This is a genomic window from Gellertiella hungarica (assembly GCF_014197145.1).
Taxonomy (GTDB): domain Bacteria; phylum Pseudomonadota; class Alphaproteobacteria; order Rhizobiales; family Rhizobiaceae; genus Gellertiella; species Gellertiella hungarica.
Genome location: NZ_JACIEZ010000003.1, coordinates 65,695 through 86,871 on the forward strand (window position 1 = coordinate 65,695; position 21,177 = coordinate 86,871).

The 21,177-nt window shown below is 65.0% G+C and carries 17 protein-coding genes; 11 read left to right on the top strand and 6 right to left on the bottom strand.

The genetic code is table 11. From position 1 onward, the window contains the following. Nucleotides 1-137: 137 nt before the first annotated feature. The 6 genes from GGR23_RS08830 (at nt 138) to GGR23_RS08855 (ending at nt 6,425) form a co-directional block, all read left to right on the top strand. Nucleotides 138-950, top strand: a complete 813-nt coding sequence (locus GGR23_RS08830) for a UDP-2,3-diacylglucosamine diphosphatase (RefSeq protein WP_343066641.1) — start codon at nt 138-140, stop codon at nt 948-950. Nucleotides 951-1,098: 148 nt separating this feature from the next. After that, nucleotides 1,099-2,295 carry an MFS transporter gene (locus GGR23_RS08835; protein ID WP_183365855.1) on the top strand — a complete coding sequence of 399 codons (1,197 nt, stop codon included), beginning with the start codon at nt 1,099-1,101 and terminating at the stop codon, nt 2,293-2,295. Between the two features lie 163 nt (nt 2,296-2,458). Beyond that, nucleotides 2,459-3,556, top strand: coding sequence for an ABC transporter permease (locus tag GGR23_RS08840; RefSeq protein WP_183366361.1), 1,098 nt, complete (start codon nt 2,459-2,461; stop codon nt 3,554-3,556). A 3-nt stretch (nt 3,557-3,559) separates the two neighbouring features. Further along, entirely contained in the window at nt 3,560-4,363 is an 804-nt protein-coding gene (locus GGR23_RS08845; protein ID WP_183365856.1) for an ABC transporter ATP-binding protein, read from the top strand. 71 nt (nt 4,364-4,434) lie between these two features. Continuing rightward, nucleotides 4,435-5,805, top strand: a complete 1,371-nt coding sequence (locus tag GGR23_RS08850) for an MlaD family protein (protein ID WP_183365857.1) — start codon at nt 4,435-4,437, stop codon at nt 5,803-5,805. 8 nt (nt 5,806-5,813) lie between these two features. Next, the gene (locus GGR23_RS08855; protein ID WP_183366362.1) at nt 5,814-6,425 is read left to right on the top strand and encodes an ABC-type transport auxiliary lipoprotein family protein; all 612 of its coding nucleotides are present in this window, start codon (nt 5,814-5,816) and stop codon (nt 6,423-6,425) included. A gap of 143 nt (nt 6,426-6,568) precedes the next feature. On the opposite strand, the gene GGR23_RS08860 is transcribed toward GGR23_RS08855, so the two are convergent. Then, a complete protein-coding gene (locus tag GGR23_RS08860; protein WP_183365858.1) occupies nt 6,569-13,288 on the bottom strand; it encodes an apolipoprotein A-IV repeat region-like domain-containing protein in 6,720 nt (2,239 codons plus the stop codon). Between the two features lie 441 nt (nt 13,289-13,729). Between GGR23_RS08860 and GGR23_RS08865 the strand changes: the two genes are divergently transcribed. Next, nucleotides 13,730-14,098, top strand: a complete 369-nt coding sequence (locus tag GGR23_RS08865) for an Hpt domain-containing protein (protein WP_183365859.1) — start codon at nt 13,730-13,732, stop codon at nt 14,096-14,098. Nucleotides 14,099-14,286: 188 nt separating this feature from the next. Further along, complete coding sequence (locus GGR23_RS08870) at nt 14,287-14,607, top strand: 2Fe-2S iron-sulfur cluster-binding protein (RefSeq protein WP_183365860.1); 321 nt, start codon at nt 14,287-14,289, stop codon at nt 14,605-14,607. A 332-nt stretch (nt 14,608-14,939) separates the two neighbouring features. Here the strand turns inward: GGR23_RS08870 and GGR23_RS08875 are convergent, their stop codons facing one another. Beyond that, entirely contained in the window at nt 14,940-15,563 is a 624-nt protein-coding gene (locus GGR23_RS08875) for a DUF922 domain-containing Zn-dependent protease (RefSeq protein ID WP_183365861.1), read from the bottom strand. A 108-nt stretch (nt 15,564-15,671) separates the two neighbouring features. On the opposite strand from GGR23_RS08875, the gene folP reads away from it, so the two are divergent. From folP to folK, 3 genes are read left to right on the top strand one after another with little or no spacing between them, the layout of a single operon-like run. Next, nucleotides 15,672-16,538 carry a dihydropteroate synthase gene (gene folP, locus GGR23_RS08880; RefSeq protein WP_246365242.1) on the top strand — a complete coding sequence of 289 codons (867 nt, stop codon included), beginning with the start codon at nt 15,672-15,674 and terminating at the stop codon, nt 16,536-16,538. After that, nucleotides 16,535-16,903 (top strand): dihydroneopterin aldolase, encoded by a 369-nt coding sequence (gene folB, locus GGR23_RS08885; RefSeq protein ID WP_183365862.1) that lies wholly within the window; start codon nt 16,535-16,537, stop codon nt 16,901-16,903. The genes folP and folB overlap by 4 nt, the downstream gene beginning before the upstream one ends. Further along, nucleotides 16,893-17,414 carry a 2-amino-4-hydroxy-6-hydroxymethyldihydropteridine diphosphokinase gene (gene folK / locus GGR23_RS08890; RefSeq protein ID WP_183365863.1) on the top strand — a complete coding sequence of 174 codons (522 nt, stop codon included), beginning with the start codon at nt 16,893-16,895 and terminating at the stop codon, nt 17,412-17,414. The genes folB and folK overlap by 11 nt, the downstream gene beginning before the upstream one ends. Before the next feature lie 72 nt (nt 17,415-17,486). Here folK and GGR23_RS08895 read toward each other — a convergent pair whose 3' ends face one another. From GGR23_RS08895 to GGR23_RS08910, 4 genes are all read right to left on the bottom strand, one after another. Further along, nucleotides 17,487-18,038: a hypothetical protein gene (locus GGR23_RS08895; protein ID WP_183365864.1), complete on the bottom strand. Its 552-nt coding sequence runs from the start codon at nt 18,036-18,038 to the stop codon at nt 17,487-17,489. A gap of 115 nt (nt 18,039-18,153) precedes the next feature. Then, nucleotides 18,154-19,224: a YcjF family protein gene (locus GGR23_RS08900; RefSeq protein WP_183365865.1), complete on the bottom strand. Its 1,071-nt coding sequence runs from the start codon at nt 19,222-19,224 to the stop codon at nt 18,154-18,156. Then, nucleotides 19,221-20,687, bottom strand: a complete 1,467-nt coding sequence (locus GGR23_RS08905; RefSeq protein ID WP_183366364.1) for a YcjX family GTP-binding protein — start codon at nt 20,685-20,687, stop codon at nt 19,221-19,223. Before GGR23_RS08905 ends, GGR23_RS08900 begins: the two co-directional genes overlap by 4 nt. Before the next feature lies 1 nt (nt 20,688). Continuing rightward, a complete protein-coding gene (locus GGR23_RS08910) occupies nt 20,689-21,102 on the bottom strand; it encodes a VOC family protein (RefSeq protein WP_183365866.1) in 414 nt (137 codons plus the stop codon). Between the last annotated feature and the right edge of the window lie 75 nt (nt 21,103-21,177).

Consider the following 21,177-nt stretch of genomic DNA (forward strand, 5'->3'; position numbering starts at 1 on the left):
GCGTTCGTTTCGCCTCAGACTTTCGCGAATGATGCCGCTTTTCGCACCTCGCTCTCTCCACAGCACCTGTCACAAGGCTGAAACAGGAGTCTGTTTTTAACGGGTTACCCGATCTTTCCATGAAGAGAGAGCCGCCCGTGACCGAGGATCTCGAAACCCGCCGCTTCCGCACCCTGTTCATCTCCGACGTTCATCTGGGATCGAAGGCCGCGAAAACGGCCTTCCTCCTGGATTTCCTGCGCCATCACGACGCCGGGACGATCTTCCTCGTCGGCGACATCGTCGATGGCTGGCGGCTCAAGCGCAGCTGGTACTGGCCCCAGGAATGCAATGACGTGGTGCAGAAGCTGCTGCGCAAGGCGCGCAAGGGCACGCGGATCGTTTACATCCCCGGCAATCACGACGAGTTCCTGCGCTCCTTTCCCGGCCGCCATTTCGGCGGCATCGAGGTTGCCGACCGGGCCTTCCACGAAACGGCCGACGGCCGCAGATATCTCGTCATGCATGGCGACGAGTTCGACGTCGTGGTGCGCAATGCCCGCATGGTCGCCTATCTCGGCGACTGGGCCTATGACATCGCCATGCACATCAACCAGGCGCTCGCCGCCATCCGCCGGCTGTGCGGCCTGCCTTACTGGTCCTTTTCCGCATGGGCGAAGCAGCAGGTGAAAAGCGCCGTGAACTTCATCGGCGAGTTCCAGACGGTGCTTGCCGACGAGGCGCGGCGCAACGATGCCCATGGGGTGATCTGCGGGCACATCCACCATGCCATCATGACCGACATCGACGGCATCCACTATGTCAACACCGGTGACTGGGTGGAAAGCTGCACCGCCATCGCAGAGCATGAGGACGGGCGCTTGGAGCTGATCACCTGGAGCCAGGTTCTGGATGCGGCCCGTCCGCCGGAGAAGCCCCTTCTCAGGATCGCTCCGCCCGCGGCTGCGTGAGCTGCCCGACTTACCCGATTTTTCGGGTAGCAGCCGCAACGAAAGGCCGCGCTTTTCAACCGATCGAGAATTGAAGCTTTTTCCCGGCCTGCTAATGTACGGCGAATCACGGCGCATTCCTCCCGTTCCGCGCCGCATCAGGCCCGTCATGTCCGCTCATACCCTTCATCCAGAGGCGCCGCCGCCCTGGTATCGCACGCGCAGTTCGCTCGTCTTCTGTTCTCCGATGATCGTCAACGGCATGGCGTTGCCGTTCTTTTCCGTCTACCTGAAAAGCCTCGGCTTTTCGGATTACGAGATCGGCGTGATCCAGGGCGTGCCCCTGATCGTGCGCGTGCTCGTGATGCCGGTTGCAGCGATGATCGCGGACCGGCTGCCGGACCGCGCCTGGGTGCTGATCGCTTCGGCGCTGCTGTCGCTGGCAACGGCGCTGGGGCTGTTCGGTGCCGCGGGCTTCCTGCCGGTCCTTCTTCTCTACACGCTTCAGGGGGCCGTCTATTCGCCCTATGTGCCGGTTGCCGAGTCGCTCTTCCTGACCGGCGTGCGCCGCTGGGGCTACGATTACGGCAGCATGCGTCTCTGGGGTTCGGTGGCCTTCATCTTCAGCACGCTCGCAGGCGGCTATGCCATCCAGGCCTGGGGCGGCGGCGTCGTGCTCTACGGCATGGTCTTCGGCTTCTTCCTGATGGTGATGATGGGGCTCGCCGCGCCGCGCACCGGGCGGTCCGAACGGCCGAAATCCGATGTGCGGCCGGCGCCGCGCACCCTGCGGCGCATCGATCTGCAGCTTGCGATGATCGGGGTTTCCGTGGTGCAGTCGAGCCACGCCATCCTCTATACCTTCGCCTCCATCCACTGGATCCAGCTCGGCTTTACCGGCTCCAGCATCGCCTTCCTCTGGGCGACGGGGGTGCTGGCGGAAATCCTCACCTTCGTCTTCTCCAAGAGGCTCTACGTCCGCTTTTCCGCATGGACGCTGATGGGGATCGGCGCTTCTGCCGCGCTGGTGCGATGGGTGCTCTTTCCGCTGCCGGAGGATTATGTCTCCTTCCTGTTCCTGCAGAGCATGCACGCGCTTACCTTCGGCTTCTGCCATATCGGTATCCAGCGCCTGATCGTGGAGACCGTGGGTGGCGAGCAGGAAGCCTCCGCCCAGGGGACGTACTACTTCTACAATGGCTCGTTCCTTGCGGTCGTGACCTTCGTCTCCGGCTATCTCAACGTGGCCTTCGGGGTGCATGCCTACACGATCATGGCCTTCGTGGTGCTCGCGGGCGTCGCCATTGCCGCCTTCGGCCGGGCTCGCCGACCGGCAGCGGCGGGCATTCCGGCAACAGGCGGATGAAGAGCATCGATTATTTCCGGGCCTACCGTGAAATAGCAGGACGCTACGGACATTAACCTATGGTAAACCCTCAAGCTGTGATTCAGCGTCAAGAGTAATCCGCAAGGTGAACAGTACCGCCTTACCCGCCGCCTCCTTGACCACCCAGCCCCTCGACGGGGGCATGGGCGAGCGGATCGTCCTGTCCGGCGCATGGCGCAACACCAGCCTGCCGCCCGTTCTCGGCGCGGTGGACGAGCTCGGCCAGAGAGCGGGCGGCCAGCGCCTCGAACTCGATTTCACCGACGTCGACCAGATCGACACCAGCGGCGCATGGGTGCTGAAACAGATGATGGTTTCGGCCGCCGACCGCGGCTGCGAAGTCCGCACCCGCGGCATGACGCCGGCCATGAAGGAGCTGATCGGCGCGCTGCCGGACCGGCTCGAGGCTGTCCGCGCCAGCGCCGGTGCCAAACGGACCCTCTTCCAGCGCCTCTTCGAGCCGATCGGCCGGACGGTCTACGATTTCTGGGAAGACAGCATCTCCGCCATGAACATCCTCGGCGCGGCGGTGCGGGGGGCCCAGCTCAAGTTCGGGCGGCACAGCGGGCTTTCTCCGGCAGCCGTCGTCAACCAGATGGACAACATGGGCGTGCGCGCCGTGCCCATCATCATGCTGATGTCCTTCCTCATCGGCGCCATCATCGCCCAGCAGGGCGCATTCCAGCTGCGTTACTTCGGTGCCGAGATCTTCGTCGTCGATCTCGTCGGCATCCTGCAGCTGCGCGAGGTGGGCGTGCTTCTGACCGCGATCATGATCGCCGGCCGCTCGGGCAGCGCCATCACCGCCGAAATCGGTTCGATGAAGATGCGCGAGGAGGTGGATGCGCTGCTGGTCATGGGTCTCAACCCGGTCGGCGTGCTGATCTTTCCGCGTCTTGCTGCGCTTGCCGTGGTGCTGCCGCTGCTGACGATCGTGGCGAATTTTGCCGCCCTTTTCGGCGCCGCGGTGGTGGCCTTCACCTATTCCGGCATCACCTTCGAGGTCTTCCTGACGCGTCTTCACCAGGCGGTGGCCTTCTCGACCATCATCGCCGGCATGGTCAAGGCGCCCTTCATGGCGCTCGTGATCGGCGTGGTGGCGGCGGTGGAAGGGCTCAAGGTCGGCGGCAGCGCCGAAAGCCTTGGAAAGCAGGTAACCGCATCGGTCGTGAAGTCCATCTTCGTCGTCATCCTCATGGACGGGCTTTTCGCCATGTTCTACGCTTCGATAGGGTTCTGACGGATGGACATGCAGAAGGGCACCCCGCAGGATCACGAGATAGTTCTCTCCGTAGAGGACCTCACGGTCGGGTTCGGATCGAAAGTCATCCTCGACCAGCTCAGCCTGGACGTTCGGCGCGGGGAGATCCTCGGCTTCGTCGGCGCGTCCGGCACGGGCAAGTCGGTGCTGATGCGGACGGTGCTGCGCCTTCTTCCCCGGCGCTCCGGCACGATCCGCATTCTCGGCCAGGATTATGACCAGCTCTCGGAAGCGGAGCGGACGGCACTGGACATGCGGCTCGGGGTGCTTTTTCAGCATGGCGCCCTATTTTCCTCCCTGACCGTGAAGGAAAACATCCAGCTGCCCATGCGCGAATATCTCGACCTGCCGCAGAAACTGATGGACGAGCTTGCGCATCTGAAGATCGCGCTGACCGGCCTTGCGCCCGATGCGGCGGACAAGTACCCCTCCGAGCTTTCCGGCGGCATGATCAAGCGCGCGGCGCTTGCGCGCGCACTGGCGCTCGATCCGGATCTCGTCTTCCTCGACGAGCCGACCTCCGGTCTCGACCCCATCGGGGCGGCGGAATTCGACGAACTCATCGCCCAGCTCAGGGATACTCTGGGTCTCACGGTCTACATGGTCACCCACGACCTCGACAGCCTGTTTTCCGTCTGTGACCGTATTGCCGTGCTCGGCAAGAAGCGGGTATTGGTGGAAGGCACGGTCGAGGACATGCTGGCCTTCGACGATCCCTGGGTGCAATCCTATTTTCGCGGCAAGCGGGCCCGCTCCATCGTGAGGACCGAAGATGCCCGGCCATGACATGCTGATGATGGAAAACGGAACGTCCGCGCGTTCTTCCCGCGCCGCTCCCGGAAAGTGTTGATCGATCCATGGAAACCAAAGCCAATTACGCCATTGTCGGACTGTTTGCGGTGATCGTCATCGCAGCGGCCTTCGGCTTCATCTACTGGATGGCGCAGTACGGGCGCGGCGGCCCCATGGACGAGCTGGTCATCCGCATTCCCGGCTCTGCCAACGGCCTGTCGGTCGGTTCGCCGGTGCGCTTCAACGGCATCTCCATCGGCACGGTGCGCAGCCTCGCCATCGATGCGGAGGATCCGCAGTTTTCCGTCGCCTTCACCGAAGTGAGTGCCGATGCGCCGATCTATCGATCGACCAAGGCCATTCTCGAAATCCAGGGCCTGACGGGCGCCGCCTATATCGAGCTTTCCGGCGGCAGCACCGGCGAGGAGAACCTGCTGAAGGAAGCCCGCAAGAAGGGCGAGCGCGCGGTGCTGCTCGCGGATCAGTCGAGCGTGACCAACCTGCTCGCCACCGCGGACAAGATCCTCGGTCGGGCTGACAAGGCAATCGGCGATATCCAGGGGTTCGTGGCGGACTCGCGCGAGCCGCTGACCAATACGGTGCGCAATGCGGAGACCTTCTCGAAGGCCCTGAGCGACAATGCCGATGGCGTGGATGAATTCCTCGAAAGCGTCGGCACGCTGTCGAAGACGGTCACGAGCGTATCGGGCCGGCTGGACGCGACGCTGAAGGCCGCCGAAGATCTCGTGAAGGCGGTCGACGCCAAGAAGATAGACACGATCCTTGCCAATGCGGAGAAGGTCTCGAACGACCTCGCCTCTGCCTCCGGCGAGATCGAAACGACGGTCAAGAAGGTTCAGGAGACGGCCGACAGCTTCAAGCGTTTCGGCGACGGGGCCAACGAGACGCTTGCACGGGTCGACAAGCTGGTTGCCTCCATCGATCCTGCCAAGACAGGCAAGGCCGTGGACGACGTGTCCGCTGCCGCCGCCGATGCCCGCAAGGCCATCGCTTCCATCCGCGGCGTTACCGACGATGTGGAACGCCGCCGCCAGGAGATCGACCAGATGGTCTCCGACATCACCAGCATGGCCAAGAAGCTCAACGCGGCATCGAACCGGGTGGACGGCATTCTGGCAAAGGTGGACGGCCTGGTCAGCTCGGATGACGGGCAATCGCTCTTTGCCGAGGCGCGCAAGACGGTGATCTCCTTCCGGGAGGTGGCGGAAAACCTCAATGCCCGCATCGGGCCGATTGCCGACAATCTCTCCCGCTTCTCCAATTCCGGCTTGCGGGACGTGCAAACCCTGGTGGACGAAACGCGCCGCACGGTGCAGGATCTCAACCAGACGATTACAAACTTCGACCGTAACCCGCAAAGGCTGATCTTTGGCGGGGAGACGGTGAAACAGTATGACGGGCGTATCAGGCGGTGAGGACCATGATGTTTGCAAACGCGAGCGGGGGCGCTTCGATCTTGGCCGCCCGCAGGGGGATGGTTCTTGCCCTTGCTGCAGTTCTTCTTGCCAGCTGCGGCACGGGACCCGCGCCGGATACCTATGATCTCTCGGCGCTGACGCCGCAGGTGACGGCACCCGCGCGCAAGCGGCAGGTGCTGGTGACGGAGCCGACTGCCGTCAAGGCGCTCGACAGCGACCAGATCGTGGTGCGTCTGGGCGGATCGGAGATCCAGTATCTCTCCAAGGCCCAGTGGGCCGACCGCCTTCCGCGCCTCGTCCAGGCCCGTCTGGTTCAGGCGCTCGAAAACACGGGCAAGCTTGCCGGCGTCGGCAAGCCGGGGCAGGGGCTGGCGATCGACGACCAGATCGTCTCCGATATCCGGGCCTTCGAAATCGTCACCGGCGGCTCTTCGGTTGCCCGGGTGGAGATTTCCGTAAAGCTCCTCAACGACCGCAACGGCACGATCCGGGCGCAGAAGAGCTTCAGCGCGGAAGCGCCTGCCGGCAGCGGCAACCCCTCCTTCGTGAAGGCCCTCGACCGTGCCTTTGCCAGCGTGACCGATGACATCGTTGCCTGGGTGCTCACGTCTCTCTGACGGGGCGATCCTTTATTCCCGGACCATCATGACGGCACCTCTCGGGGTGCCGTTCCCGTTTCCGGAGGGCACTTCGCTTCGGACATCAACGAAAAAGGGCGGCGCAGAAGCGCCGCCCTTTTTGGTTTCCGAGGCTTTTCCGGTCAGTTGAACCGGCCGGAGGCGTGGGCAAGCATGGTGTAGACCTTGCCGGTATCCGAGGTCAGGTAGGACTGGGTGATCGTCTTGTCCCGGTCGGTGCGGGCGACATCCCCCAGAAGCTTCTCGAAATCGGCGATGTAGCGGTCGACGGCCTGGCGGAATTCCGGCTCGCGCTCGTATTTCCGCTTGATGTCGTCGAAGGTCTGCTGGCCCTTCAGCGTGTAGAGGCGGCGCGTGAAGACATCGCGCTCGCCGCGCTGATAGCGGCGCCAGAGATCCACCGAGGCATCGTGATCGATGGCGCGGGCGATATCGACGGAGAGCGAGTTCAGCGATTCCACCATGTGCCGCGGGTTGCGGGTATCGTTGGCGCGGGGCTGGGCAGGGCTTTCCATGACCGGCCGGCTTGCCGGGATGGGACTGCGCGGGGCAGGGGCGGGTGCGACATCCTCCGGCTCCTCGCGCGAAGCGCCGCGCAGGAGATCGCTGATCCAGCCGCCGCCTTCGGACCGGTTTTCCGGCCGGGCCTCGATGCGGGGCTCGGGACGGGTTTCGATCCGGGTTTCGCGGATTTCCGGACGCGGCTGCTCGGGTGCGGCCTCGCGGCGGAATTCCTGACGCGGGGGCTCGCGCACCGGCTCACGGCGCGGCGGTTCCGGCATGCGGGCCGGCGGTGCCGCCCGTTCGATCGGAAGCGTGCCCCGGAGATCCGCGTCGTCGTCCTGCAGCACCGGGGTGCTCGGCCGGGCGACAGGCTGCGCCGCGGCCATGGCCCGCATCGACTGGTCGGACACTTCGAACTGGCGCGTGGACTTGCCGACGATCTGCGAGATGTCCTGCAGGGCCTTTATCTGCTCGGAGACGGCGCGGCGCATGGCGGCCGCGCTTTCCTTTGCCTCTTCCGGCAGGTCGAAGGCACCACGCTTCAGCTCGTTGCGGGTCATGTCGAGTTCCTTGCGGATCTCGTTTGCCGAGCGACGGATTTCTTCCGTTGCACCGTCGAAGCGGGAAACGGCATCTTCTACTGCCTGGCGCAGTGCCTCGCGCATGGCATTGGCCGCAGAGCCGGACTTCTTCGCCGAAGCATCGGCCACCTGGTCGATTTCCGCCAGCGAAGCGGTGAGGCTGGAGAGCATCCGCTCCGACAGGTTTGCGGCGCGCTTCTCGGCTTCGCCGAAAGCGCCTTCGAGCAGCTGGTTGGCATTCTGTGCGGCCGAGGCGACGGTGTTGCGCAGGGCTTCCGCAGCGGTTGCCGAACGCTTCTCGGTCTCGCCAAGCAGGCGGTTGACGTCGGTGAACGACTTTTCCAGCGACTGGCTGGCTTCCTCGCCCGCCTTGGACATGGTTTCGCGCAGGGTCTCGGCGACCTGCTGGGTCTTCTTCTCGGCCTCGGTCAGCACGCGGCCGACATCGGCGAAGGACGACTGGAAGCCCTGCCGCAGGCTGCCGGCAACCTGCTGCGAGCGCTGCTCGGCGCGGTCGAAGGCTCCGTCCACCATCTCTCCGAGCGAGCGCATGGTGCCTGCGATTTCGTCGGAACGGCGCACGAGGCCGATCGCAAGCTGGCGAAGTGCCTCCTCGCGGTCCTCCAGCGTGCTGCTGAGGTTGGTCTGCGCGGCCGAGAGCAGGTCGGATGCCTGGCCGAGAACCTTGGAGTGATCCGAGAAGCGGGCGACGATGTTCGATACCTGCGCCAGCGTATCGGCGGAGATGCCGGAAAGCTTGTCGACCTTGCCTTCGAGGAAGCGCGTGGAGGCGGTAACCCGTTCTGCCGCGCGCTCTGCGGATTCCGCAAAGCGGCTGGCGGTCTGGTCCATGGCCTCGTTGACGCCGCGAAGATCTTCGCTGGCGCGACCGACGGTGGCGGCAATGCCGGTGTTGCTCTGCGAGAGCCGGTCGATGAGGCTGTTGACGTTCTCCGACAGGGTGTTCTCGACGACGCTGAGGTTTGCGGCGGTGCTTTCCGCGCGCTGGACCATGGCATCCATGAGGGCTGCGTTTTCCTGCCGCAGGCGTTCCGCGCTGGTGCGGGCTGCCATGCTGATCTGGTCGGCCGCCTCGCGGCCCGTGGCCGCAAAGGTATCGACCGCAGGCATGAGCTTCTCGTCCACGAGCTGGCTGAGCTCCTGCGCGCGGCCCGACAGCATCGAGTTGAGCTCGCGGGTCCGCTCGTCGAGCGCGCTGCGCACGGCGCTGCCGCGGGCTTCCAGCGCCTTGTCCACCTGGGACAGGGTGCCGTCGATCTCGCGGGCCTGGGTTTCCAGGCTGGTCTTGATCGCTTCGTTGCGGGCCTGCAGGGCGCGCTCCACGTCCGACAGGGTCTCGGTGAGCTCCTGGCGGGTGTTGCCGAGGCTGTCGCGGATTGCGGTGCCCTGGGTGGTCAGTGTCTGTTCGGCACCGGCCAGAACTTCGGTGATCGCCTGGACCTGGCTGCTGACAAGCCCTTCGGCCTCGCTGACCTTGTTGACGATGGCGTTGCCGGCGGCGGAGAAGGTCTGCGCGACGGCGGCGGCCTGGGCGGCAAGACGGTTCTGGGATTCGGTCACGCGGCTGACGATGCGCTCGGAGCGCTCTTCCACCGACTGGGTGAACTCCAGGTTCTTCTGGCCGACCTTTTCGAGGAAGCTGTCGCTGGCGCGGTCGAGCATCTCTGCCGTGCGGCTGACTTCCGCCTCCAGATTGCCGGCGGCATCGGTGACGGCACCGCGAAGGGTGATGGCGAGGCCGGCGGCCTTTTCCTCGATCGTCCGGTTGACGTTGTCGAGGCCGACCGAGAGCGCACCGTCGATCTGCTGCAGGCGCTGGTCGATGGTGGTGGTGCGGGTGTCCATGGTTTCGGCAATTGTCGCGGCCCGGGTGTCGAGCACGTCGGCGAGGCGGCCGGTGGCCTCGGTGCTGACGCGGTCGAGATCCTGAACCCGCTCGGTGAGCGTGTCGCCGAAGGTGCGGGCGGCTTCGTCCATACGCAGGGTGACGCCGGTGACGCCGTCGCGGATGCGATCCTCGACCGCATTGAGGCCGGTTTCGACCCGTGCCCCGGTATCGATCATGCGGGCGGCAAGGACGTCGACCGTGTGCTCGACCTGCTGGGCGGCAGCGGTCGCGGCGGTGTTGACCTCGTTTGCCGCGCTGCTCAGCTGGCTGGCGATCATGCCGGCGGTGCCGCGCAGGCGGGTTTCCATGTCGCGCGACGAGCTTTCGATCGCCTGGCGGAGGGCCGTGCCCTGATCTTCGAGCGACAGTTCCAGCATGCTGGTGCTGGTGGCGACGGTCGTGCCGAGTGCCATGGTCTGCTCGGAGAGAACGCTTTCCATCTGGCTGCGGGCCGTGCGGAGCGTTTCGTCCAGGTTGGCATGGCCGCTTTCGAGCGTCGACCGGATTTGCTCGTGGGTCGTGGTGAGCGAGCCGTGCAGCTTTTCGTAGCCCTCGGTGATCGAGCCGTGGATCTGCTCGTAGCCGGTGCTGAGGGAGGTTTCGATCTGCACCGCCCCGGTCAGCACGGTGGTGCTGAGTTCGGACGAGGTGCGCTCGAGCGAATCCGTCAGGCGGCTGACGCCGGAATTCAGCGTCTGTTCGAGCTGGAGCGCGCTTGTCGACAGCGAGCCGTCGATCTGGCCGACCGTGCTGGACACCGTGTCCTCGATGCGGCGGGCGCCGACGAGAATGGTGTTTTCCAGGCGCGAGGCGGAGCCTTCGAGCACGTTCTGCAGGCGCTGCTGGTTGTCGTCATAGGCCTGGCGCAGGGCTTCGGCCTTGCGGTCGAGCGCTTCGGTGAGCTTGGTCTCCGCATCCGCCACGCCATCGAGGGCGGTGGCCACCTGGGTTTCCAGCGAAAGCCCGAGGGTGAGGGTGCCTTCCGAAAGCGTATCGGCGAGTTCCTGGGCCTTCTTGTCCAGCGTCTTCGCCAGATCGCCGCGGCTGGCCTCGACCGCATCGGCAAGGCGCTCGGACCGGACGGAGATGGTGTTCTCGATCCGGGCGCGGCCCTGTTCGAGCACCAGCGCGAAATCGTCCGCGCGGCGGCCGAGCGTCTCGTTGATCGCGGACTGCGTGGTTTCCGCCATGTCGGAGAGCGTCGCCGTCTGTGCGGCCAGCGTTTCCGTCAGGCGTTCGTTGCCGCCGGCGAAGATATCGCTGAGGCCGGACATGCGGGCGTCCAGCGTATCGCCGATCTCGGCGGTATTGGTGGCGATGGCATTGGAAAGCTCGGCACCCCGTTCGCGCATCAGCGCATCGATGCGGCTTTCGGCGGAAACCAGCGTGCTTGCAATGCCGGAGCTGCCGGTATCCAGCGCCTGCGTGATGGCCTGGCCGCGCTCGCGCAGCAGTCCATCGAGGCGGATTTCGGCGGACGCCAGATTTTCATCGAGCCGATCGGCATTGCCGGACATCTTCTCGACGAGCGCACTGCTGCGGTCGCGCATGACGGTGTCGATGCGGGCTTCGGCAGCGGTGAGGGCGCCGGAGATCTCGGCAGTGCGGTCCGCAAGCGCCGTGGTGATCTCCTCGGAACGGTGATCCAGCACGGACTTGAATTCGCGGGTGCGGTTTTCCAGCGCGTCGCTCATCTCGGTCATGCGGTTGGAGAGCGAGGTGCTCATCTCCTCCGTGCTCGAGGCGATGGCCGTGGTGATCTCTTCCGAACGGGCGCCCAGCGCCGCCGTCAGCTCCATGGTCCGGTAGTCCAGCTCGGTCGTCAGTTCCGAAGTCTTCTCGGTCAGCACCGAGGTGATTTCGGTCGTCTTGTTGCTGAGCGCGGAGGTGATTTCCTCCGAGCGTGCACCGAGGGCTGCCGTCAGCTCCATGGTGCGGAAGTCGAGCTCGCTGGTGAGTTCCGACGTCTTCTCGGCAAGCGTCGAGGTGATCTCGTTCGTCTTGCTGTTGAGCGTGACGGTGAACTCCTCGGCGCGGGCGCCAAGCTGCGAGGCGATCTCGCCGGTACGTTCCGCGAGGTTGCTGTTGATGCTCTGTGCCGTTTCGCTGAGGACTGTGGTGATCTCGTTGCTGCGACGCTCGAGCGTGCCGGTGATTTCGCGCACGCGGCTGTCGATGGCGTTCTCGATCACCTCCTGGCCGGTGCCCAGCGCCGTGGCAAGGGCGAAGGACTGGTCGTTCAGCGAGCTGCCGAGGCGGTCGATGCTGGTGGAGAGGATGCTGTCGAGCGATTCCGCGCCGCCGGAGAGGGTCTCGTTGATGCGGGCGAGGCTTTCCATGAGCTTGGTGTCGAGCGAACCGGACTTCTGCTCGAAGGCCTCGGAGAATTCCGCGAAGCGCTCGTCGAAGACGGTCGAAAGCTGGCTGGTGGTCGCCTGCATGCGCTCCACGAAGAAGCCCGAGCGGATATCGAGGTCCATCACGGCCTCGTCGGCGGTCAGCTGCAGGTTCTGGCGGAAGGTCGCGCTCTTGTCGTCCAGGCTTGCATTGAGCTTGGACAGCACGTCGTCCAGCGTGCCGGCGATCGAGGTCTGGCCGCTGGTCAGGCTCTCGTTGATCTCGCGGGTGCGGGCGATCAGCGTTTCGTTCAGCTGGTTGGCACGCTCGTTGAGCGCGGCGTTCAGGCGCTCCGTGTTGGCATCCAGCGTGGAGGCGCGGGTTTCGAACTGGCTGAGCAGTTCCGTACCGCGGGTTGCGATGGTCTGGCTGAGCGCTTCAAGGCGCGTGTCGAACTCTCGGGCAAGCGCAAAACCGGAGGAATCGAGGGCGTCCACCATGGCGGTGGCCTTGCCGGTCAGCAGCGAGCTGATGGTCTGGGCGGCCGTATCGGACTTCTCGAGAAGGGCGGCGGCGCGCGTGTCGATCATCTGGGCGAAGGCTTCGCCGGAGGTCGCGAGACGGACGGCGATCTCCTCGGTCGCGAGGGACATCTCTTCCTTGAGCTGCTCGTTGGCGCCGATGATGGAGGAGCGGATGCGCTCCACATGGCTGGTGATCGCCTCGCGTTCGGAGCCGAGCTCCTGCACGAGCGAGCGCACGCGCATTTCATTGTCGGCATAGCTGCGCTCGAGCGCGTTGACCTCGGAATGGACGAGGGCCTCGAGTTCGGTCGCCCGGGCGATCGTGCGCTCGATGCCTTCGTTCATCGCGGTCACTTCGCGGCGAACGGCCTGGCCGACATTCATGATGCGGTCGGAGGCAATGGTTTCCGGCTCCACGAGACGCAGCGCCAGCTCGGCCATGGAGCGGGCCGCATTTCGCATGTCCTGGGCACGGGCGATCATCACCGAATAGGCGAAGAACATCATGACCGGCAGCACGACCGCCAGCAGCATGAGAATGAGACGGGGGAGGCCGAAGACATCCGATACGGTGGAGATCTGCCAGAGCTGCTCGCCGTAGATCGTCTGCGCAACGCCGACAACGATGACGGCCCAGAGGATCGACATCAGGGCGGCGTTGCGCATGGCGGCCTTCATGGAGGCGCCTTCCAGATTGAGCAGCATGACCGATGGCGACCTGCGGCCGTCATTGGCCGGCGGCTGCGACTGGCCCTTCGGCCCTTCCGGCATGGCGGCGCGACCGCCTTCGGCTCCGGGCCTGCGCGCACCCTGTTCGGGACCGGACTTCGGACGCTGCTTCATGTTGTCAGCCACATTTGCCTCCCGGACATCGGGCCGTGCTCCAGCGCGCGGCCTGCCCTTGTCATCGAATTTTGGTTGCAGGGCGTCCTCGAGGGCCTGATAGGCCTTGTCTCCCAAGGGATCTCCGCCTCTTCCGTTCGCCATGCGCACTGCCTCGTATGTTTTTGGAAGTGTCCTGCAGATCCGCCTGCGGCTGAGCGCGTCGCGATTTCCGAAAGGCACTCCATACCTGACTAGCCTCTTCCCGCCTCGGGCACTGGGGGCGTCGCCGCTTGACACCATCGGCCCGTCTGCTCGGCAAGGAATGGGGCATCGTCGCCTTTATCCAGCTTTACAATGCTTTAGTGCCACATCCCGATGCGTGGCACAATGAACCCGGCCCGTTTCGACCCGTCATCCGGGCGGTTTGTTAACATATTTTAAAGCTTGATGGACGGCGTAAACCCTTTTGTTGCGGGGCTTTAAAGCTTGTTAACCATAATCGGCGATTTCCGCCATGATTGTGCCGGCTTTTAACCGGATGGCGTCCCGATGCGGCACAGGATGTCGCATCATTACAAAAACAACAGGGAAAGACACTCCACCATGGCAGCGCTGAATATCGCGTTCGAGGCCCCCGACAACTCCCGCGGACCGACCCCGTCCTCAACCCGCCCGATCGATCTCGTCCACCTTGCCAAGCAGACCATGGGCGACAAGGCACTGGAGATCGAGGTTCTGCAGATCTTTGCCCGCCAGGCCCGGGCCTGCCTTGCCGAACTGACCGATGCCGGACTGCATGAGGTGCGCGCGGCTGCTCACAAGCTGAAGGGTGCAGCCTCCGCGGTCGGCGCCCACGAGATCGCAACCATTGCCGGACGGCTGGAAGAGGCGCCTGCCGATTCCGCGCTGGTCGCACAGGCCGGCGCCGCGATCGTGAAGGCCGAGAACTTCATTCTCAAGCTGTGCCGTTGAGGCACAGGACCAGCGGCAGCCAATGCCGTTTCGGGACAGATGGCAAAGGGCGGTACTGCCTCAGGTAGTGCCGCCCTTTCTGCGTGCATGCGTAACCGCTCGCCGCCACCCTTTGCCGGCGGTTGACTGTGCACCGGTTTTGGGGGAAGACATCGCTCCCGCATTGCATCAGGTTTCGGATTGACATCATGACCAGACTGACCATCGTCGCCTTCGACGGTACGCGCCATGAACTGGATGCCGCCAACGGCTCCACCGTCATGGAAAACGCCGTTCGCAACTCCGTGCCCGGCATCGAGGCCGAGTGTGGCGGGGCCTGCGCCTGTGCGACCTGTCATGTCTATGTCGACGATGCCTGGTCCGAAAAGGTCGGTCCGCCGGCCGCGATGGAAGAGGACATGCTGGATTTCGCCTTCGATGTCCGCCCCACCTCGCGCCTTTCCTGCCAGATCAAGGTTTCGGATGCGCTGGACGGCCTCGTCGTTCACGTTCCCGAGCGCCAGGGCTGACCGGTTGCGCGGCTGAGGTCCGTCATGCGGACTTCATGAAACCGTGGCAGCCTCGGGCAGGCAAAAAAATGCCTCGCTCGGGCTTGCGTCCGGCGAGGCCAGATGGGTGCATCACCTGCAGCGCGAGGGAGGAGAACGCCTGCGGCTCTGAGACGCACCAGGAGAACAGGGGAACCTTCGGGTGAACCAAACTCATGGCTATTCTTATAACTTATAATTGCAGGGCGCGAAATCGCGAGAAATGACCGGTCATTCGCGGGAATTGCATCCAGCTTCGCACAAGCTTCGTGATGCAGCGCGCCATCGGTTCGTCACGGCTAACCGGATGAAATCTAACGCGGTTGCTTTGCCATCCGGGCCTTCAGGAGCCGAATCATCCGATTCTCGAAATTCGCGGCCTCGATTCGGTCGAAGCGAGCCTGGTCCCTGTCGTGGATCTCCACCTGGTCGGCGGATATGCGGGCGACGGTCTGCTGAAGGCTGGCGCAGGTCTTGTCCGAAGGCAGGGCGAGAAGGGCGCGTTCCATGTCGCGGGCGTGGGTGCGGGCAATTTCCGCATGCCTTTCCTCGTGACGGCGAATGTCGCTCGCCAGCGTGTCCCAGAGCAGGGCGAGGTTCTTCGCAGCCGTGGCCCGGTGCTTCCAGCGCGGCAGCATGATCTTCGTGGTCACCGTAACCCTGGCATTGCCGACGCGGCAACGGCCGCCGGACTGGACATAGGTGACATCGCCGCCGAAGCGGATGCGCGTGGCGCCCGGATGTCTCGAACCCGTGGACGACAGCATCGGCCCGCGCCGCTCGAGTTCCTTGTCGAGTTCCGCTGCCGTGCGCCCGCCGATGGTGAAGTAGGAGATCGACTTGTGGACGATGGTTTCTCCCCGGGCGCCGGTCCCAAAAGCGGCAAGGCAAAGGAATGCAGACAGGAAAAGGCGCGACCGCCGGGCGGCAAATGGCATTTTTTTGAAAGTCCGTGAGGTTGAACTGCGCCGAACCTTGCGGCATAGCCACGGGAAGCGCAAGCGCTGGAAGTGCCAATTTTCCCGGAAGGAGAAAAGCCCGTGAATTTGCCCGCCCACCGTCAATGGCATCTGGCAGGGGGCCGCGTTCTCGATCTCGAGGACGGGGTGCTGATGGCGATCGTCAATGTCACGCCCGATTCCTTTTCGGACGGCGGACGCCACTCGGGCACCGACGCTGCGGTCGCCCATGCGCTGGCCTGCGTCGAGGAGGGGGCGCACATCCTCGACATCGGCGGGGAGTCCTCACGGCCTGGCGCGACCGAGGTAACGGCGGCCGAGGAGCAGGACCGGGTTCTGCCCGTGATCGAGGCTCTGGTGCGGCAGACGGATGCCATCATCTCCATCGACACCTACCGGGCCGAAACGGCGCAACTCGCCATCGCCGCGGGCGCGCACATCATCAACGACGTGCACGGCGCGCAGCGCGAGCCGGACATCGCCGCCGTTGCCGCCAGGACGGGCGCGGGCCTGTGCCTGATGCATACGGGGCGCGGGCGGGAGAAGCTGCCCGATCTCGTGGCCGATCAGCGGCACTTCCTCTCCCGCTCGCTGGAGATCGCCGCCTCTGCCGGCGTTGCCCGCGAGGCAATCGTGCTCGATCCCGGGTTCGGCTTTGCCAAGGATGCCGCCGAGGACCTGGAGCTGATGGTGCGCTTTGCCGAGCTGCACGTCTTCGGCTATCCGCTGCTTGCCGGCACGTCGCGCAAGCGCTTCATCGGCGGCATGACGGGGCGAACCGTCGCGGCCGAGCGGGATGTGGGCACCGCGGCAACCACGGTCTATCTGCGCCAGCAGGGCGCCTCGATTTTCCGGGTTCACAATGTCGCAAACAACCGGGACGCGCTCGCCGTGGCGAATGCTATCCTGAAGGACGAAAAACGCCTTTCCAGCAAACCGGATCTCCAGCCATGAGCGAGACGTACCGCATTGAAATGAAGAACTGCGCCTTCTTCGCCCGCCATGGCGTGCTTTCGGAGGAGGAGGTTCTCGGCCAGCGCTTCTTTGTCGATGCGGCGCTGGACGTGGACCGGGGGCAGGCGCTCGAGATCGACAGCATCGAGGATACGGTGCATTACGGCGAGGCCTTCCAGGTCATCGAGGCGGTGGTGATGGGCAAGCGCAAGCTTCTGATCGAATCGCTGGCCCTCGACATCGCCAAGGCGCTGTGTGCCCGTTTCCCGCAGATCCGCCTGGCGGCAATCACGGTTCGCAAGCCGTCCGCCCCCATCCCCGGCGTGCTGGACCATGTGCAGGTGACGGTGACCCATGCCGCTTGAACCCGTGACTTCAACCGCGACGCTCGGCCTTGGCGGAAACATCGGCGATCCCGTCCATGCCATGGCCGAGGCCCTGCGCCAGCTGGACGGCCGGCCGGATTGCCGGGTGCTGGCGGTCTCTGCCGTCTATCGCACCCCGCCATGGGGCAAGACCGATCAGGCGGACTTCTTCAATGCCTGCGCGGCCGTGGAGACGATCCTGCCGCCGGAGGCGCTGCTGGACGCCTGTCTGGACATCGAACGGGAAATGAAGCGCGTCCGGACCGAACGCTGGGGGCCGCGCACCATCGATATCGACGTCCTCACCTATGGCGACGTCGTGCAGTCCGGCGGGCGGCTCGAACTGCCGCATCCCCGCATGACGGAACGCGGTTTCGTCCTGAAGCCGCTCGCGGACATTGACGCCGGGCTCGTTGTCGCAGGAAAGGCCGTGCGCGAGTGGCTTGGCGCCGCCGATACGGCCGGCATCGAGGATGCCGGGCTCGAAAGCGGCTGGTGGCGGATGCGCTGACCGGGACGTGTGCAGCCAAGACATGCGAAAGGCGGCCAATGGCCGCCTTTTTTCGTTCCGTCTGCCGTCGGCTTACTTGATCGCGCCGACCTTGATGTCGTCCAGCTGGCGGTTGAGCTTCATGCCGATGACGGGAATCATCTTGTCCTCGACCTTGACCGAGATGGTGACGTTCATGGAGTTGTCGTCTTCCAGCCGGGCAATCATGGCGCCGTTCAGCTTCGAACGGTTGATGCCGAGCACCACGTTGTCCTTGTTGACGCGGCCGGAGATGATGTCGAGACCCTTGCCCGAGGCGCCGTCCAGGAACTTGCCCTTGTAGCTGGAGCCTGCTTCGGACAGCACGGCCGACATGGGCTGGCTGAACAGGCCGACGCGGCAGGTGCCGTCGAGCTTCAGCCCGGTCTTGCCGTCCACGCCGGGTTCACCGATCAGGTTGCAGGAGAATTTCGTGCCCTTGTACTTCCCGGCCACGATCTCGCCCGGACCCTTCCAGGAGCCGGCGACCTGTTCGAAGAAGGCGCGATCCCGCTGCGCGGCATCGGCTGCCGGAACGGAGAGGGCGGCGATGCCGGTGATGGCGGCCGCAAGGCCGGCGAAGACGGGAAAACGACGCGTGTGCATGGGCATTCCTTGGACGAGCTACAGGCAAGACGTGCGTCGATATATGCTTGATATTGGTTAATGCTTGGTTGACCCGGACCCGGAATGCTTGGCGTTCCGGCTTTTTGCAACCCTGCTATCGGCCGCCCGCCGCGCCATCGCCGGAGAGCGAGGCGGGGTTCAGATCGTTGATGAAATCGCCGATCCCGGGACGTTTGCGCGCCTTGAAGGCGAGGGGACGGCAGTAGTCCATGGCCGCAATGCCGATCCGCGCCGTCATCAGCCCGTTGATCACACCCTCGCCGAATCTCGCCGACAGGCGCGATGCCACGCCGTGGCCGAGAACCTGCTGCACGAGGCTGTCGCCGACCGCAATGGTACCTGTTACCGCCAGATGGGCCAGCACGTCCCGTACGAGACGGAACATGCCGAGGCTGCCCGGGCGGCAGCCGTAAAGCGCCGCAATCCTGCGGATCAGCCTGATGGCCTCGAAGATGACATAGGCGAGATCCACCACGGCGCGCGGGCTGACCGCGGTAACCACGGAAACGCGCTTGGCCGAATCGAGCACGATCCTCCTTGCCTCCGCATCCAGCGGGCCGAGAAGCTCCACCTCCGCCAGCGCAATCAGGTGCGGTCCGTCGATGATGTCGTCCCGCGTGGCGGCAAGAAGCGCACGTCCCTTTGCGGTCTCGGCGCGGCTTGCAAAGAGCGCATCGAGCCTGGCGATGACGGCCCGTGCCGGATCGGCCTTTCGCTCGCGGGAGGCGGCCTCGCCATCCGCCTTCAGCGCCTGGACCGATTCCAGCCGATAGATGCCTGCAATCTCCCGGATCACGATCGCTGCCAGTGCGGTGGCCAGCACGGCCACCACGGCCAGCGAGGCATAGCCGAGCCAGGTGGAACGGTCGAAAAGGGCGCGCACCAGATCGTCGATCCACAGGCCGATCGCCAGCGACAGAAGCAGGCCGAAGGCGGTGGCGGCAATGCTGCCAAGGGAAAAACGGCGCGGTGCGGGCGTGACCGTCACCGGAGCGCTTGCCGCGCCGAGGAAGGGATCCTCCTCCTCGGGCGTCAGCTCGACCGGGCCGGAGAAGCTCTGCGGCTTGCGTGCGGCGCGTGGAGGCTCCTCCGTCCGCCTGCCGGCAGACGGCGCGCCCAGGTCGAAGGCGCCGGGCTTGCGCGTTGCGTCATCCCGTTCGGTCATGCGAGGTAATCTCCCAGCAGATACTGAAGTGCGCGATCGAGCCTGATATGCGGCACCGAGAGCTTGAGACCGCCGGCCGTGGTATCGAGTTCCGGCGGGCGGAACCGGACGACTTCCACCGGGTGCCGTCCGGATCGTGATTCATCGACCTGAAAAAGTGACTCCGGATTCTCCGGCAAGTCTCCGGGAAATATGGCGGTTTGCCTGATGCCGTCGAATGTCTCGCCACCGATCCGCTCGCCCGCCATGGGCGTGCCGGCAATCACGGGGAGGCGCTCGCCGTGACGCTCCACATAGGCCTCCCGGGTGGCCCGGACCGAGGCCAGCGCCATGACGTCGAAGCCGGCGCCGCTGAGCCCCACGCCGGAAAGGGCGCGCTCGGTGATCCGGCGGGTGATCGCCTCCAGCCGGTCATGGCCTTCGTGGTGAAGGTGATCCGCCTTGGTTGCGGCCACCAGAACGCGATCGATGCGGCTTCCCGTCAGGGCGGTGATCAGGCCGCTTCGCCCGAGGCGGAAACAGGCGAGAACTTCGGCCAGCGCCCGCTCGAGATCCTCGACCGCTTCCGGGCCGCGATTGATCGCCTGCAGCGCGTCGACGAGGACCACCTGCCGGTCCAGACGGGCAAAATGCTCGCGGAAGAAGGGCTTCACCACATTGGCCTTGTAGGCCTCGAAACGGCGTTCCATCGTGGCATGAAGCGTGTCGCGCCCGGCAGGTCGATCCGGCAGATCGGGCAGCGGCGCGAAGGTCAGTGCCGGCGATCCCTCGAGATCGCCGGGCATCAGGAAGCGGCCGGGCGGCAGGGTGGAAAGCGAGCGCTCGTCATCCCGGCAGGCGCGCAGATAGCGCGCAAAGGCATCGGAGAGCCTGCGGATTTCCGGCTCGCCCGCGGGCGCGGTGCTGACCATGGCGGAGGCCAGAGAAAGCCATTCCCCCGACAGCGCCGCGCGGCTTCCGCTGCGGGCGAGTTCCACCGTGTTGCGGCTGAAGGTGCGGTAGTCCTGCCCGAGCAAGGGCAGGTCGAGGAGCCATTCCCCGGGATAATCGACGATATCGATGGAAAGCTGGCCGGGGAACAGCAGCCGGTTCCAGCCGCTGGCGCTCTGGAACTTGACGGTCAGGCGAAGCTCCGAGATCTGCCGCGTGGAGTCCGGCCAGATGCGTTCCTGAAGAAGGTCGCGGATGTGATCCTCGTACTGGAACCGGGGCACGGTATCGTCGGGCTGGGCATCGAGGCCGACGGAGGCAATCCGCCCGGACCGCATCGGTTCGAAAAGCGGCAGCCGCCCTCCGTTCAGGAGGTTGTGCACCAGCGAGGTGATGAAGACGGTCTTCCCGGCCCGGGACAGGCCTGTCACGCCCAGTCTGACGGTGGGATTGAACAGGTTGGCGGCCTTCCCGGTGAGGTGATCGAAGGCAATCAGCGCCTCGTCGGCGAAAGAGGTGATGCCCGAAGCCATATCACGCGCCATCGTCGAGGCCGTCGGCGGCGGTGGCCGGCGGAAACTGGAGTTCCACGCGGTTGCCGGCCGGATCGATGAGGAAAATCTGCACCTGTCCCATCGCCGGCAGGGTCTTCCGCTCGAAGGGAACGCCCATGCTGCGCAGCCGGGCGGCGACCGCCGAAGGATCGACGGCATCGAAAGCAAAGTGATCGACCGGCCCTCGCTGCACCGTCGGGCGGTTCTCGCCCGGGCGCGCCTCGTAAAGATGAACGACGGGAAGCTGACCGGCATAGAGCCAGTATCCCGGGGAGGGGAAGGGCGGTCTTTCTCCTTCGCGAAGACCCAGGACATGGCAATAGAAGTCCCGAAGGCTGTCGAGAAGGGGCTGCTCTGCCCGGATGTTGACGTGGTTGAGGCCCTGGATTGTCATGACGATCTGCGTTCCTGCTGCCGGATGGTCCTAGCTCCCATCCAGCCCTGATATAGGCGTTGAAACACCGGACCG